Source organism: Streptomyces sp. NPDC041124, from assembly GCF_055592385.1.
In genome coordinates this window covers 39724-53283 of sequence record NZ_JBVIYR010000006.1, presented here as the reverse complement: position 1 = coordinate 53283, position 13560 = coordinate 39724, and the positions used below count along the sequence as shown (strand labels likewise).

Annotated in this window: 16 protein-coding genes; 10 read left to right on the top strand and 6 right to left on the bottom strand. The window is 73.8% G+C overall.

What is annotated here, in order from left to right; genetic code table 11:
- Positions 1-60 precede the first annotated feature (60 nt).
- Complete coding sequence (gene tuf, locus ACZ6A9_RS17580) at positions 61-1230, bottom strand: elongation factor Tu (protein ID WP_468985949.1); 1170 nt, start codon at positions 1228-1230, stop codon at positions 61-63.
- A 293-nt stretch (positions 1231-1523) separates the two neighbouring features.
- Positions 1524-2291, bottom strand: a complete 768-nt coding sequence (locus ACZ6A9_RS17575) for a DNA alkylation repair protein (RefSeq protein ID WP_468985946.1) — start codon at positions 2289-2291, stop codon at positions 1524-1526.
- Between the two features lie 49 nt (positions 2292-2340).
- Here ACZ6A9_RS17575 and ACZ6A9_RS17570 point away from each other — a divergent pair, with 49 nt between their 5' ends.
- Positions 2341-3129: a TVP38/TMEM64 family protein gene (locus ACZ6A9_RS17570; protein ID WP_468985944.1), complete on the top strand. Its 789-nt coding sequence runs from the start codon at positions 2341-2343 to the stop codon at positions 3127-3129.
- Positions 3130-3145: 16 nt separating this feature from the next.
- Here the strand turns inward: ACZ6A9_RS17570 and ACZ6A9_RS17565 are convergent, their stop codons facing one another.
- A complete protein-coding gene (locus ACZ6A9_RS17565; protein WP_468985941.1) occupies positions 3146-4315 on the bottom strand; it encodes a thiolase family protein in 1170 nt (389 codons plus the stop codon).
- 124 nt (positions 4316-4439) lie between these two features.
- Between ACZ6A9_RS17565 and ACZ6A9_RS17560 the strand changes: the two genes are divergently transcribed.
- From ACZ6A9_RS17560 to ACZ6A9_RS17550, 3 genes are all read left to right on the top strand, one after another.
- Entirely contained in the window at positions 4440-4913 is a 474-nt protein-coding gene (locus ACZ6A9_RS17560; protein WP_468985939.1) for a winged helix-turn-helix transcriptional regulator, read from the top strand.
- A gap of 158 nt (positions 4914-5071) precedes the next feature.
- Positions 5072-5947, top strand: coding sequence for an undecaprenyl-diphosphate phosphatase (locus tag ACZ6A9_RS17555; protein WP_468985935.1), 876 nt, complete (start codon positions 5072-5074; stop codon positions 5945-5947).
- 102 nt (positions 5948-6049) lie between these two features.
- Positions 6050-6229 (top strand): hypothetical protein, encoded by a 180-nt coding sequence (locus ACZ6A9_RS17550; protein WP_468985932.1) that lies wholly within the window; start codon positions 6050-6052, stop codon positions 6227-6229.
- 25 nt (positions 6230-6254) lie between these two features.
- Here the strand turns inward: ACZ6A9_RS17550 and ACZ6A9_RS17545 are convergent, their stop codons facing one another.
- On the bottom strand, positions 6255-6995 hold the full coding sequence (locus ACZ6A9_RS17545) for an SDR family NAD(P)-dependent oxidoreductase (RefSeq protein ID WP_468985929.1): 741 nt from the start codon (positions 6993-6995) through the stop codon (positions 6255-6257).
- Between the two features lie 144 nt (positions 6996-7139).
- Here ACZ6A9_RS17545 and ACZ6A9_RS17540 point away from each other — a divergent pair, with 144 nt between their 5' ends.
- The 3 genes from ACZ6A9_RS17540 to lnt all read left to right on the top strand — a co-directional run bounded on the left by ACZ6A9_RS17540 (position 7140) and on the right by lnt (position 9641).
- Positions 7140-7409, top strand: a complete 270-nt coding sequence (locus ACZ6A9_RS17540; protein WP_468987204.1) for a hypothetical protein — start codon at positions 7140-7142, stop codon at positions 7407-7409.
- A gap of 111 nt (positions 7410-7520) precedes the next feature.
- The gene (locus ACZ6A9_RS17535) at positions 7521-8006 is read left to right on the top strand and encodes a nuclear transport factor 2 family protein (RefSeq protein ID WP_468985926.1); all 486 of its coding nucleotides are present in this window, start codon (positions 7521-7523) and stop codon (positions 8004-8006) included.
- Between the two features lie 69 nt (positions 8007-8075).
- Positions 8076-9641, top strand: coding sequence for an apolipoprotein N-acyltransferase (gene lnt / locus ACZ6A9_RS17530; RefSeq protein WP_468985923.1), 1566 nt, complete (start codon positions 8076-8078; stop codon positions 9639-9641).
- Here lnt and ACZ6A9_RS17525 read toward each other — a convergent pair.
- Positions 9565-10470: a Gfo/Idh/MocA family protein gene (locus ACZ6A9_RS17525; protein ID WP_468985919.1), complete on the bottom strand. Its 906-nt coding sequence runs from the start codon at positions 10468-10470 to the stop codon at positions 9565-9567. The genes lnt and ACZ6A9_RS17525 overlap by 77 nt on opposite strands.
- Positions 10467-11702 (bottom strand): FAD-dependent monooxygenase, encoded by a 1236-nt coding sequence (locus tag ACZ6A9_RS17520; RefSeq protein ID WP_468985916.1) that lies wholly within the window; start codon positions 11700-11702, stop codon positions 10467-10469. The genes ACZ6A9_RS17525 and ACZ6A9_RS17520 overlap by 4 nt, the downstream gene beginning before the upstream one ends.
- Before the next feature lie 87 nt (positions 11703-11789).
- Here ACZ6A9_RS17520 and ACZ6A9_RS17515 point away from each other — a divergent pair, with 87 nt between their 5' ends.
- The 3 genes from ACZ6A9_RS17515 to ACZ6A9_RS17505 all read left to right on the top strand — a co-directional run bounded on the left by ACZ6A9_RS17515 (position 11790) and on the right by ACZ6A9_RS17505 (position 13533).
- Positions 11790-12392: a TetR/AcrR family transcriptional regulator gene (locus ACZ6A9_RS17515; RefSeq protein WP_468985914.1), complete on the top strand. Its 603-nt coding sequence runs from the start codon at positions 11790-11792 to the stop codon at positions 12390-12392.
- 30 nt (positions 12393-12422) lie between these two features.
- Entirely contained in the window at positions 12423-12932 is a 510-nt protein-coding gene (locus ACZ6A9_RS17510; protein WP_468985910.1) for a DinB family protein, read from the top strand.
- A gap of 112 nt (positions 12933-13044) precedes the next feature.
- Positions 13045-13533, top strand: a complete 489-nt coding sequence (locus ACZ6A9_RS17505) for a hypothetical protein (protein WP_468985908.1) — start codon at positions 13045-13047, stop codon at positions 13531-13533.
- The last annotated feature ends 27 nt before the right edge of the window (positions 13534-13560 follow it).

The following is a 13560-nucleotide window of genomic DNA, read 5'->3' as shown; positions in this document are numbered from 1 at the left end:
CGGCGGACACGCGGACGGCCGCCCGCCCCCGTGTGCGGGGGGCGGGCGGCTGTTCGCGGCTCAGCCGACCGACGTCACGGTGCCGGCCCCGACGGTGCGTCCGCCCTCACGGACGGCGAATCCGAGTCCGGCCTCCAGGGGCACGTCCCGGCCCAGCTCCACGGTCATCGTGACCGTGTCCCCGGGCCGGGCCACCGCCGCCTCGCCGAGGTCGACGTCGCCCACGACGTCCGCCGTGCGGATGTAGAACTGCGGCCGGTATCCGGTCGACACCGCTGTCGTACGGCCGCCCTCACGGGCCGACAGCACGTACACCTGCGCCGTGAAGCGCCGGCTCGGCACCACGCTGCCCGGTGCGGCGACCACGTGCCCGCGCCGCACCGCGTCGCGGGGCACCCCGCGCAGCAGCAGCGCCACGTTGTCGCCGGCCTGCGCCTCCTCCATGGGCTTGCCGAAGGTCTCCAGGCCGGTCACCACGGTCTCCACCTCCGCGCCGAGCACCTCGACCCGGTCGCCGACGCGGACCGTGCCCCGCTCCACCGCGCCGGTCACGACGGTGCCCCGGCCGGTGATGGTGAGCACGTTCTCCACCGGCAGCAGGAACGGCGCGTCCAGGTACCGCTCGGGCATGGGCACATAGGTGTCCACCGCGTCGAGCAGCGCGTCGATCGAGGCCGTCCAGCGCGGGTCGCCCTCCAGCGCCCTGAGCCCGGACACCCGTACGACGGGCGCGGAGTCGCCGCCGTAGCCGTGCGCGGAGAGCAGGTCGCGGACCTCGAGCTCGACCAGGTCGGTCAGCTCCTCGTCCCCCGCGTCCGCCTTGTTGATCGCGACCACGATGTGGTCGACGCCCACCTGGCGGGCGAGCAGCACGTGTTCGGCGGTCTGCGGCATGATCCCGTCGAGCGCGGAGACGACGAGGATCGCCCCGTCGAGCTGCGCGGCGCCGGTGACCATGTTCTTGACGTAGTCGGCGTGGCCGGGCATGTCGACGTGCGCGTAGTGCCGGGTGTCGGTCTCGTACTCGACGTGCGCGATGTTGATGGTGATGCCGCGGGCGGCCTCCTCGGGGGCCCGGTCGATGCGGTCGAACGGCACGAAACTGCCGGTGCCGCGCGCGGCCAGGACCTTGGTGATGGCGGCGGTCAGGGTGGTCTTGCCGTGGTCGACATGGCCCATCGTGCCGATGTTCAGATGCGGTTTGGTGCGGACGTACGCCGTCTTGGACATGGCGGTACCTCGAAGCCTCTCGGTGGTGACGCGTGAGGGCCCCGGGCGCGGCGCTGCGGCGCGCGGCCGGGACGGGGACCCCTGGAACCTGACCGACCCTCCCCCTGGGGGGTCCGCCGGACGATCCGGGGAGGGTCAGCTTCGGGCGCCGTCGACTGCGGCGAGGAGAGCGGGAACGGCAGCCTTCGGGGCATCCGCGACGGCGGATGCTGCGAAGTGGAAGGCGTACCGGAACATGACGTCGATCCTCGCCGACGGCCCGCCCCGCGTCGAATGGTTTTCGGGACCGGGCGCTACCGGCCGGTGGTCCTCCGGTCGGGGCGCTGCCCGCCGATGTTCTTCAGCGCCTCTCTCACGGACAGCGGCGCGAGGCGCCCCTGCTCGCGCGCGAGGAAGGACCTCACGGCGTCGGGGTCGGTCTTGGCGTACTCGCGCAGGCACCAGCCGATGGCCTTGCGCACGAAGAAGTCCGGGTGGTCCGAGTGGCGCAGGCAGTAGGCGAAGAGGCGTGCGGTGTCGGTGCGTTCCCGGTAGCGGAGCTGGTGGAGCAGGGCGGCGCGGACGAGCCACCTGTCGTCGTCGGCGATCCAGTCGTCCATGTCGGCGGTGAGCGCCGGGTCGGCGGCGACCAGCGCCCCGACGACGTGCGCGGCGAGCGGGTCGACCGTGTCCCACCACGGCACCGTGGTGAGGAGGTGCCGGGCGACGGGCAGGAAGCCGGAGGAGCAGTGCCGTACGTGCCGGCGCACGTAATCCACGGCGAAGTAGTGGTACTCGCGCTCGGGCAGTTGCCCGCACCGCAGCGCGACGGCGGCGCAGTCGGCCTCGGCCGGCCGGGGCAGTCCCGCCGTGACGGTGCGGGACAGGGCGCGGCGGACCGGGGTGGTCAGCCCCAGGAAGGGGGCGACGTCCTTCATGTAGGCCCGCATGGCCACGGCCCGTCCCGGGTCGGCCGCCCGCCGGTAGGCGGCGGTGAGCCGCTCCAGGACGGTGTCGGCGAGCGGGCTGTCCGGCACCGGCGGCCCGCCGGCCGCCGTCCCGCCGCCTCCTGTGACGCGCATGAGACGAACACTACGGCGATCACACGTATGTGTCGGTTAGTGTCACCGAATGCTCGATGCCACCACCCGCTCCGGGGGCACGGCTGCGGCCTCTCCCCGGGCCGCCGCACCCGACCTCGCGGTCGCCGTCCCCACGGCCGCCCCCGCTCTCGCACCCGCCACCGGTTTCGCCGCGCGCTGCGCCAGAGTCGTGCTGTCGCCGTGGTCGAGACTGTCCCTGCTCGTGGTGCTGCTCGCCTCGGCGGCGTCGGCGATGCTGGTCCTCGAACCGCAGCGGCTGCTGACCGACGGCTGGCCCGACCGGCTCGGCGGTGCCGTGGCGGTCGTGGCGTACGCCGTGGCCTACGGGGTCTGCACGGTGGCCTTCGTGCCGCGTCCGCTGCTGAACCTGGCAGCGGGGGCGCTGTTCGCCTCGCAGCTGGGTCTGGCCGCCGCGCTGGGCGGCACGGTGCTGGGCGCCGGGCTGGCCTTCTGTCTGGGGCGGGCCCTCGGGCAGGAGGCGCTCCGTCCGCTGTTGCGCGGACGCTGGCTGAAGGCCGCGGACAACCAGCTCAGCCGGCACGGCTTCCGCTCGATGCTGGCGGCCCGGCTGTTCCCGGGGATCCCCTTCGCCGCCTCGAACTACTGCGCCGCCGTCTCCCGCATGGGCCTGCTGCCGTTCCTGCTGGCGACGGCGCTCGGCTCGGTCCCGAACACCGCCGCCTACGTCGTGGCCGGCGCCCGCGCCTCGACGCCGACGTCCCCGGCCTTCCTGATCGCGCTGGCCTGCATCGCCGTCCCGGGCCTGGCGGGCGCGGTGGTGGCGTGGCGCAAGCGGCACCAGCTGCGCGGGCGGTAGGACGGCCGACGGCGCGTCAGAGCCGTTCGAGGATCATCGCGTTGGCCAGTCCGCCCGCCTCGCACATGGTCTGCAGGCCGTAGCGGGCGCCGCGTTCGCGCATCGCGTGGACCAGGGTCGTCGTCAGCCGGGTGCCGCTGGCGCCGAGCGGATGACCGAGGGCGAGGGCGCCGCCGTGGACGTTGACCTTGGCGAGGTCGGCGCCGGTCTCCTGCTGCCAGGCCAGGACCACACTGGCGAACGCCTCGTTGACCTCGAAGAGGTCGATGTCGTCGAGGGAGAGCCCGGAGCGGCGCAGCGCCTTCTCGGTGGCCGGGACGACACCGGTGAGCATCAGCAGCGGGTCGGAGCCGGTGACGGCGAAGCCGTGCAGCCGCGCGAGCGGGCGCAGGCCGAGCCGGGCGGCGGTCTCGCTGGAGGTGATGAGGACGGCGGAGGCGCCGTCGTTGACGGGGCTGGCGTTGCCCGCCGTGACGTTCCACTCGATCTGCGGGAAGCGCTCGGCGAGGGCGGGGTCGTGGTAGGCGGGCCGCAGTCCGGCCAGGGTCTCGATGGTGCTGTCGGGGCGTACGCACTCGTCGCGGGTGACGCCGTCGAGGGGCGCGACCTCGGCGTCGAACAGTCCGGCGTCCCAGGCCGCGGCGGCCCGCTGGTGCGAGGTGATGGCGAAGGAGTCCATCCGCTCGCGGCCGATCGACCACGTGGCCGCGATGAGTTCGGCGCTGATGCCCTGCGGGACGAGCCCTTCCGGGTAGCGCTCGGCGACGCCGGGGCCGAAGGGGTCCTTCCCCTCGGGCACGTTGGACCACATCGGCACCCGGCTCATCGACTCCACGCCGCAGGCGACGACGAGGTCGTACGCCCCGGCGATGACGCCCTGGGCCGCGAAGTGCACGGCCTGCTGGGAGGAGCCGCACTGACGGTCCACGGTGGTGGCCGGGACGGACTCCGGCAGTCCGGCGGACAGGGCGGCGTAGCGGGTGGTGTTCATCGCCTGCTCGCCGACCTGGTCGACGGCGCCGCCGATGACGTCGTCGATCAGCGCGGGGTCCACACCGGACCGTTCGACGAGGGTGCGCAGGGTGTGGGCGAGGAGTTCGACGGGGTGGACGTGGGCGAGGGCGCCGTGCGGCTTGCCCTTGCCGATGGGGGTGCGTACGGCTTCGACGACGACTGCGTCACGCATGGTGCGGGCCTCCCTGGCCGCCCGGGCGGTGCCGGAGCGGGAACGGCGTACCGGTGAGTAGGAAATCCGAACTCACCATAGCCGCGTAAGTTGGAAATTCAAACCCTCCCGTAGACTCGAAGGCATGGCCGCCGCTTCCAAAGACCCGCGCCCCTGCTCGATCGCCGACGCGCTCGCACTCGTCGGCGAGAAGTACTCCCTGCTCGTCCTGCGCGAGGTGTGCCTGGGCAACGGCCGTTTCGACCAGCTGGTGCGCAACACCGGCGCACCGCGCGACGTCCTGGCCACCCGGCTGCGGCGGCTGGTCGACGCCGGGATCCTGGCCAAGCGCCTCTACAGCGAGCGCCCGCAGCGCTTCGAGTACCGGCCCACCCGGGCGGGGCTGGAGCTGGAGCCCGTCCTGCTGACCCTCAAGGACTGGGGCGACCGCCATCTGCGGCAGGACGGCGACCTGCCGATGGTGGTCGACCACAACTGCGGCGACACATTCGTGCCGGTCGTCACCTGCCGGGCCTGCGGCGGCGAGGCACGGCACGAGGAGCTGACGCCGCGCCCGCAGACCCCCGGGTGGACGGTGAGCGGCCCGACGGCGGCCTGAGCAGCCCCGGGGGCGGCGAGCCGCACCGCCCTGACGCCTGGGGTTCATCTTGGGGCGCTACGCTTCCCCCTCGGCGCGCCCGATCACCGATCACCGCACGTGGCGGCGTGGTGTGCCCTTCGTCCGTCCCACGATCGGCACTTGGACTCCGCTGACTCATGTCTTGGTTTGAATCCCTCATCCTCGGACTCGTCCAGGGGCTGACCGAGTTCCTCCCCGTCTCCTCCAGCGCCCACCTGCGGCTGACCGCGGCCTTCTCCGGCTGGGAGGATCCGGGCGCCGCCTTCACCGCGATCACCCAGATCGGCACGGAGACCGCGGTCCTGATCTACTTCCGCAAGGACATCGGCCGGATCCTGTCGGCCTGGACCCGCTCCCTGACCGACAAGGAGATGCGCCGGGACCAGGACGCGCGCATGGGCTGGCTGGTCATCGTCGGCTCCATCCCGATCGGCGTGCTCGGGGTGACCCTCAAGGACCAGATCGAGGGGCCCTTCCGCGACCTGCGGCTCACCGCGGCCATGCTCATCGGCATGGGCATCGTCCTCGGCGTCGCCGACCGCCTCGCCGCGCGGGACGAGAGCGGCGGCCGGCACCGGGCGGCCAAGCAGCGCAAGGAACTCGGCGACCTGACCGTCAAGGACGGCCTCATCTACGGAATCTGCCAGGCGATGGCCCTCATCCCGGGCGTCTCCCGCTCCGGCGCCACCATCAGCGGCGGCCTGTTCATGGGCTACCGCCGCGAGGCCGCGGCCCGCTACTCCTTCCTGCTCGCCATCCCGGCGGTGCTGGCCTCCGGCGCCTTCGAGCTGAAGGACGCCGCCGACGGCGGGCACGTCTCCTGGGGCCCGACGGTCTTCGCGACGGTCATCGCCTTCGTCACCGGCTATGCGGTGATCGCCTGGTTCATGAAGTTCATCTCGACCAAGAGCTTCATGCCGTTCGTCTGGTACCGCATCGCGCTCGGCGTCGTGATCATCGTCCTGATCGGCATGGGCGTGCTCAGTCCGCACGCCGCGGAGTCGGCCGGCTGAGCCGGCCCCGGGGGAAGGTGACCGGGGCACGTGACCGAGAGCATACGGATCGGGTAGCCGTCCGGTAGCGCAGTGTCAGTCCATGGCCCTAGGCTTGTCCGCATGTCCCCCGATTTAACGACCCCTGGTTCCGTGCGGCCCGCCGCCGAGGTCAATGAGGAGATCCGCGCGCTGTGGCTGCGCGCGAAGGGTTCCCTGTCCGACCGGGAACGCGCGGAGTACGAGCTGCTGGTGGTCGAGTGGGCGGCGGCGATGCGCGGCCGGGTCGCCGAAGCGGCCTGACCGCTCCCCGCCCCTCCGGTGCTCGTCAGCGTCCGCCCGCGACCCGCAGCACCGTCCCCGTGGTGTACGAGGCGTCCGGCGACATCAGCCAGGCCACGGCCGCCGCGATCTCCTCGGCCCGTCCGGCGCGCCTGAGCGGAACCGTCCCGGCGACCCGCCGGGCACGGTCCGGGGCACCCATCGTGGCGTGCATCTCCGTGTCGACGACACCGGGGGCGACCGCGTTGACCCGGATGCCGTCCGGACCGAGCTCCTTGGCCAGACCGACGGTGAGCGCGTCGACGGCGGCCTTCGTCGCCGCGTAGTGCACGTACTCGTTCGGACTGCCCAGCGTGGCGGCGCCCGAGGAGATGTTCACGATCACACCCTCGCCCCGCGGGACCATCAGCTGCGCGGCCCGCCGCGAACACAGCAGCGTACCCATCAGGTTGACGTCGACGACCCGGCGCAGGGTACCGGTGTCGGCCTCGGTGAACCGTCCCAGCGGCCCGGTCACCGCCGCGTTGTTCACCAACCCCGTCACCGGCCCCAGCTCCCGCTCCGCCACCTCGAAGAGGCGCTCGGCGTCGGCCTCGACCGCCGTGTCCGCGCGTACGGTCACGGCCCGCGCCCCGGTCGCGCGCACCCCTTCCGCCACCGACTCGGCGGCGTCTGCATCACGGACATAGTTCACGACGACGTCGTGCCCCTCCGCCGCCAGCCGCAGACAGGTCGCGGCACCGATCCCCCGGCTGCCACCGGTGACCACCGTGACCAGACGCTTCATGAGTACCTCCTGTGAAGAGCGCGACACGAAGATCCTCAGGCTCGCAGACAGACGAGGCCTCCGTCACCAGGGGCGCGGACCCGCTCCCCGGTACGAGGGACTCGGCCCCGGTGCGGGAGCCGGCCGCGCCACCGGCGACCCGGGATCAGGCGCCGACGTACTGACGCGCCGACCGTGCTGGGCTGGGACGAGTGGCGGGCCATGGACGAGGAGTCCTCCGCCCGGCACCTGGCGGAGGTCCTGACGGAGCTCGTCGCGGCCGGGTACACCGCCGATCAGCCGATGGAGCCCCTGACCCGGCTGCTCTCGGGTGCGATGAACGAGGCGGCGCTCCGGGTCGCACGGGGCGGGGATCCCGGGGCGGCGGACCAGGCCCTCGACCGGCTCCTGGCGGGCCTGCGCACCGCTTCCTGACCTCAGGATCCGCGGGGCCCGCGGGACGGTGGGCACGGCGGGTGCCCGAGGCCGGTGATTACCGGTGCGCGCCCCCTTGGCTGCGCCCGCCCCATGGCCAACACTGATCCGATGACCCAGCGTGTGGAGCTCGCGACCGTGAGGGACCGGCTGGCCGTGGACGGACTCGTCACCGAGTACGCGGTGGCCGTGGACGACTGTGACTGGGAGGCGTACCAGGCCCTGTTCACCGCGGACGGGAGGGCGGACTACCGCTCGGCCGGCGGTATCGAGGGCAGCGCCGGGGCGGTGGCCGGATGGCTCGCGGAGAGCCTCGGCGTGTACCCCGTGCGGCAGCAGCTGTTCGTCAACCGGCGGGTGCGGTTCGGGATCTGGGAGCAGGACCGCGGCGACACGGCCCGGGTGCAGGCCGACTACGTGAACCCGATGTGCCGCGCCGGGGCCGACGGGGAGTCCGCCGAGCCGGATGTCGTGTGCGGCGGCCGGTGCGTGTTCGCGATGCTGCGCACGGACGACGGCTGGCGGCTGAGCGGGGTGGTCGTACAGGAGAAGTGGCGTCGCGTTCCCGACCGGCGGGCCGCACCCGTGGTCCACTGATCCGGTGCGCGGTGTTGCGGATCGGCGTCGGGACGCACACTGGAGGCAGCACGGGGTAGGGAGGCGCCTATGAAGTCGCTCGGCCGCTGGCTCGCCTCCCCCTGGCGCCGCTCGACCGCCGCCGCGGTCACCGGTGCCCTGCCCGTCCTGGCCTTTCCCGCCCCGTCCCTGTGGTGGTTCGCCTACGTCGCCCTGGTGCCGTGGATCCTGCTGGCCCGGACGGCTCCGACCGGTAAGCGCGCGGCCTTCGACGGCTGGTGGGGCGGCTTCGGGTTCATGCTGGCCATGCACCACTGGCTGCTGCCGAACCTGCACGTCTTCACCTTCGTCATCGCCGCCCTGCTGGGCGCGCTGTGGGCGCCGTGGGGGTGGCTGGTGCGGCGGCTGCTGGGCGGGGGGCCGTCCCGGGGGCGGGTCGCGGCCGCGCTCGCCGTGCTGCCGTCGGGGTGGCTGGCGGTCGAACTGGTCCGCTCCTGGCAGGGGCTCGGCGGTCCCTGGGGGGTGCTCGGGGCGAGTCAGTGGGAGGTGGAGCCCGCACTCCGGCTCGCGTCGGTGGGCGGCGTCTGGCTGGCCAGTTTCCTGGTGGTCGCGGTGAACGTCGCCGTGGCCGTGCTCGTCGCGGTCCGGCGGGCCCGGGTGCCGGCCGTGGCCGGACTGGTCGCCGCGGCCGCCGTCACCTCCGCCGCCTGGGTGTGGTCGCCGCGCCCGGACACCGGCGACCGGGTGCGGATCGCGCTCGTGCAGCCGGGAGTCGTGGCGGGGCGGGACAGCGCCGACCGCCGCTTCGACCTGGAGGAACGGCTCACGCGTGAGATGGCCGGCCGGGACGTCGGCCTGATCGTCTGGGGCGAGAGCAGTGTCGGCTTCGACCTGGGGAACCGGCCCGACCTGGCACGGCGGCTGACGGCCCTGTCGCGCGAGACGGACGCGCGGATCCTGGTCAACGTGGACGCCCGGCGCTCGGACGAACCCGGTATCTACAAGAGTTCGGTGCTGATCGGCCCGGACGGCCCCACCGGGGACCGGTACGACAAGATGCGGCTGGTTCCGTTCGGGGAGTACATCCCCGCCCGTTCCCTGCTGGGCTGGGCGACCTCCGTCGGCAAGGCGGCCGGCGAGGACCGCCGGATGGGCTCCGCGCAGGTGGTGATGGACGCGGGCGACGGGCTGCGGATCGGGCCGATGGTGTGCTTCGAGTCGGCGTTCCCCGACATGAGCCGGCACCTCGCCCAGGACGGCGCCGAGGTGCTGCTCGCCCAGTCCTCCACGTCGACGTTCCAGCAGAGCTGGGCGCCGGCCCAGCACGCCTCGCTCGCCGCGCTGCGGGCCGCCGAGACGGGCCGCCCGATGGTGCACGCGACCCTGACGGGCGTCTCCGCCGTGTACGGTCCGGACGGCGGGCGCGTCGGCCCGCGGCTCGGCACGGACACCGCCGCCGCGCAGGTGTACGAGGTACCGCTGGCGCACGGCACGACGCTCTACGTCCGCTTCGGTGACTGGCCGCCGTACGCGGCGCTGCTGGTCCTCGGAGTGTGGGGCGTCACCGAGCTGGTGCGTCTCAGGCGGCGCGCTCGTGGATCGCTCGTACCACCCGTTCGCACAGCTCATGGGTCGCCAGCGCGTCCCGGGCACTGAGCACCTTGCCCGCGCGCACCGCGTCCAGGAAGGCGAGCACCGCCTGCTCGATGCCGCGCTGGCGCGCCACCGGCACCCAGTCCCCCCGGCGGCGCACGGTCGGCTGGCCCTTGTGGTCGATCACGTCGGCGAGGTTGACCACCTGGCGCTTGGTGTCCTGCCCGGAGACCTCCAGGATCTCCTCGGCGGAACCGCTGAGGCGGTTCATCACGCCCAGCGCGGTGAACCCGTCCCCGGCGAGCTGGAGCACCACGTGGTGCAGCAGTCCGTCCTCGGTGCGGGCGCGCACGGTCACGTCGTCGACCGGGCCGGGCACCAGGAAGCGCAGGGTGTCCACGACGTGGATGAAGTCGTCGAGGATCATCGTGCGCGGGTCCTCGGGAAGCCCGACGCGGTTCTTCTGCATCAGGATCAGCTCGCGCGGGTGGTCGGCGCACTGCGCGTAGCCGGGAGCGAGGCGGCGGTTGAATCCCACGGCGAGACCGGTGCCCCGCTCCTCGGCGAGGGCCACCAGCCGCTCGGAGTCGGCGAGTTCGTAGGCGAGCGGCTTGTCGACGTACGTCGGGACGCCCGCGTCGAGGAGCCGGGTCACGATCTCCGGGTGGACCTCGGTCGGCGCGTGCACGAAGGCCGCGTCGAGGCCCTGGTCGATCAGGGAGGCGAGGTCCGCGTGGCGCTGCCCGGGCGGGAGGTGGAGGGCGTCGGCGACCCGTTCGAGCGTGGCGGGGGTGCGGGTCTGCAGGTGCAGTTCCACCCCGGGCTGTACGGCGAGGACCGGCAGGTAGGCCTTCTGCGCGATGTCACCGAGTCCGATGCAGCCGACCTTCACGGGGTGTTCTCCTCTGGTCCTCGCCTGCCGTGGTCCGCTGCGAGCATACGGCCTCCCTCGCTCCCCGATTCGCCCGAGCGGGCTACACCCCCGGGCGGCCGCCAGTCGGCGATGCCGTCGAAGCCGCGCAGGAACAGCGCCGGGGCGGCCGTGGACAGTGCGGCGAGGGCGTGGTCGCGCACGACGGTGCCGACGCGTCCGGTCCCCATGTTGAGGCGGGCCGCGCGCACCGCGCGGCGGGCGATCGCGGTGGTGCGGGGCAGCCGCGCCGCGGTGTAGGCGGGCAGGTCGCCGGCGTGGTGGGCGAGGGTGATCGCGTCCTCGATCGCCTGGTTGCCGCCCTGGCCCAGGGTCGGCGGCATGGCGTGCGCGGCGTCGCCGGCCAGGGCCACCCGGCCCCGGTGGAACGCGGGCAGCGGATCGGCGATGTGGTGGACGTCGTGGCGGAGCACGTCCTCGGGGCGGGCGGCGGCGAGCACCTCGGGGACGGGGGTGTGCCAGTCGCCGTAGAGCCGCAGCAGCTCGGCCCGTTCGTCGTCGGGGGCGCGCCCGCCCGCGGGCGCCAGGGCGGCGGCGTAGGCGTAGACGCGGCCGTCCTTGAGCGGATGCGTACCCCAGATGCGGCCCCGGCCCCAGGTCTCGTGCGAGGCGAACTCCACGCCGGGGAGGGGGATCACCAGCCGCCAGGTGGTGAACCCGGAGTACACCGGCCCGGGGTGGGCGGGGAAGAGCTCGCGGCGTACGGCGGAGGCGATGCCGTCGGCGGCCACCACCAGGTCGGCCTCCAGATCCCCGGCCGGGGTGCCGATCCTGGCGGGGCGGCCCGGGGCGCCGGGGTCGAGGAGGCGGGCCGCGGTGCCCGTGCGAAGGGTGCCGGACGGGAGCCGCGCGGCCAGGTGCCCGATGAGGGTGGCCCGGTGGACCAGGACGAGCGGCCCGCCGAAGCGCTCGGCCGCCGCGGTGGCGCTGGTGCGGGCCAGCCACCGGCCGCCGGGCGCGCGCAGCCCGGCGTCGCCCTGCCAGGCCGCCAGGTCGCGGATGTGGTCGCCGAGCCCGATGACGTCCAGGGCGCGGAGCGCGTTGGGCGACAGGGAGATGGCGGCGCCGACCGGTTCCAGGGAGGCGGCCCGCTCCAGCACCGTCACCCGCACACCGCGCCGGTGCAGGGCGACGGCCGCCGTCAGGCCCCCGATCCCGCCGCCGATCACGATCGCCCGCTCGAGGCGTGCCATGGCTCCCCCTCCTGTCGGAACTACACCTGTAGTGCGCTCTGGGATCCAACGTACTACAGTCGTAGTGCGACGGGTAGTTTGGCCCTCATGTCCGTACGCACCCAAGGCGCCGCCCGTTCCGACCTCGTCGCCGACACCGCCCTCGCCCTGCTCGCCGAACGCGGGATGCGCGGCCTGACCCACCGGGCGGTCGACGAGGCGGCCGGACTCCCCCAGGGATCCACCTCGAACCTGGCGCGCACCCGGCAGGCCCTGCTGGAACTGGCGGTACGGCGGCTGGCCGAGCGCGAGGCACGGGTGCTCGCACTGCACGAGATGCCCGATCCGCGGGCCGGCGCCGACTCCCTGGTGGACGCCCTCGCCCTGGCCGCCCACCGCGCGCTGACCGGCAACCGGGAGCTGACCCTCGCCCGCTACGAGCTGGCCCTGGAGGCCACCCGCCGCCCCGAGCTGCGGGCCTCCTTCGACGCCGCCGGCGCCCGGTTCCGCGAGCAGCTCACCGCCCTCGTCACGGGACTCGGTTCCACGGATCCCGAGCGGCACTCGCTGTCGCTCATCGCCTGGGCGGACGGCCTGCTGTTCTCCTGTGTGGCCGGCTCGTTCAGCGCGCGCGTGCCGGGTGTCGCCGAGGTGCGCTCGGACCTGGAGGAACTGCTGGCCGGCATGCTGGGAGCCGAGAAGCCCTGGTGAAGGTGGTGGGTGCCGGGCCAGGATGGCGGCATGACGCCAGAGCGCACCGAACCCGCCACGGACGCCGACGAACGCTCCATGCTGGAGGGATGGCTCGACTACCACCGGGCCACCCTCGCCCGGAAGTGCCAAGGACTGACGGACGAGCAGCTGCGCACCGCCTCGGTGCCGCCCTCGAAACTGTCCCTGATGGGTCTGGTGCGGCACATGTCGGAGGTGGAGCGCGGCTGGTTCCGCAGGGTGCTCGCGGGCGAGGACGCCGGCCCTCTTTACTACAGCGAGGCCGACCGTGACGGCGAGTTCCGTCTGGGCGACGGGGACACCTGGCAGGAGGCCCGCTCCACCTGGCGGGCCGAGATCGACGCCGCCCGCGGCGCAGCGGCCGGCTTCGCCCTGGACGACCGGTCCCGCAGCGGCGACCGGTTCAGCGACGCGTACAGCCTGCGCTGGATCTACACCCACATGATCGAGGAGTACGCGCGGCACAACGGCCACGCCGATCTGATCCGCGAACGGATCGACGGCGCCACCGGCGAATGACGTCACCCGCGGCACCACCGGGGCGTCCGTACGGGGCGGGAGATCACCCGTGCGGGGCATGCTGCGCCTGTCCGTCCCCCGCGGGGCCCCCGGAGCCAGCAGAGTGGCACGGGTGCATCGAACGACGACCACAGCAACGCTTCTGGTGACCGTGGCGGTCTCCGCCCTCTCGGGCTGCATGACGGTCCAGCGTCCCCTCGCACCCGGACCGGCGACGGCACCCGCCCAGGGGACCGGACCGCGCCCCGCCGTGGGGAACGAGACATCGATCGTGCAGGGACCGGCGAGCGAGGCGCTGGGCATGGTCCCGTCGCCGTCGCCGGAGAAGTCCGCGTCACCGTCACACCGCGCCACCGCCACGGCGGCACCGGACCGTGACGCACCCTCCGACGACCGGAACGGGCGGACGCGGCCCGCCCGCCCCTCGCCGGGCGGGGAGGACACTCCGCGGCGTCCGCCGGTGGAACTCCCGGGCGCCGCCGCGCCGGTACATCCGGGCGGCGACAGCCGGCCGGACCTCTGCGCGCTGGGCCGGGAGTACGGCGGCTGGCGCGCGGACAGCCAGGAGGCCGCCATCTGCCAGGACGCCTACGGCCGCTGAGCGGACGCGACGGCACGGGAGGTGGGT

What these genes read in the sequence shown, in the direction of transcription:
- tuf (WP_468985949.1), bottom strand. Translation starts at nt 1,230, where the DNA reads ATGTCCAAGACGGCGTACGTCCGCACCAAACCGCATCTGAACATCGGC.
- ACZ6A9_RS17575 (WP_468985946.1), bottom strand. Translation starts at nt 2,291, where the DNA reads ATGCGCGTCACAGGAGGCGGCGGGACGGCGGCCGGCGGGCCGCCGGTG.
- ACZ6A9_RS17570 (WP_468985944.1), top strand. Translation starts at nt 2,341, where the DNA reads ATGCTCGATGCCACCACCCGCTCCGGGGGCACGGCTGCGGCCTCTCCC.
- ACZ6A9_RS17565 (WP_468985941.1), bottom strand. Translation starts at nt 4,315, where the DNA reads ATGCGTGACGCAGTCGTCGTCGAAGCCGTACGCACCCCCATCGGCAAG.
- ACZ6A9_RS17560 (WP_468985939.1), top strand. Translation starts at nt 4,440, where the DNA reads ATGGCCGCCGCTTCCAAAGACCCGCGCCCCTGCTCGATCGCCGACGCG.
- ACZ6A9_RS17555 (WP_468985935.1), top strand. Translation starts at nt 5,072, where the DNA reads ATGTCTTGGTTTGAATCCCTCATCCTCGGACTCGTCCAGGGGCTGACC.
- ACZ6A9_RS17550 (WP_468985932.1), top strand. Translation starts at nt 6,050, where the DNA reads ATGTCCCCCGATTTAACGACCCCTGGTTCCGTGCGGCCCGCCGCCGAG.
- ACZ6A9_RS17545 (WP_468985929.1), bottom strand. Translation starts at nt 6,995, where the DNA reads ATGAAGCGTCTGGTCACGGTGGTCACCGGTGGCAGCCGGGGGATCGGT.
- ACZ6A9_RS17535 (WP_468985926.1), top strand. Translation starts at nt 7,521, where the DNA reads ATGACCCAGCGTGTGGAGCTCGCGACCGTGAGGGACCGGCTGGCCGTG.
- lnt (WP_468985923.1), top strand. Translation starts at nt 8,076, where the DNA reads ATGAAGTCGCTCGGCCGCTGGCTCGCCTCCCCCTGGCGCCGCTCGACC.
- ACZ6A9_RS17520 (WP_468985916.1), bottom strand. Translation starts at nt 11,702, where the DNA reads ATGGCACGCCTCGAGCGGGCGATCGTGATCGGCGGCGGGATCGGGGGC.
- ACZ6A9_RS17515 (WP_468985914.1), top strand. Translation starts at nt 11,790, where the DNA reads ATGTCCGTACGCACCCAAGGCGCCGCCCGTTCCGACCTCGTCGCCGAC.
- ACZ6A9_RS17510 (WP_468985910.1), top strand. Translation starts at nt 12,423, where the DNA reads ATGACGCCAGAGCGCACCGAACCCGCCACGGACGCCGACGAACGCTCC.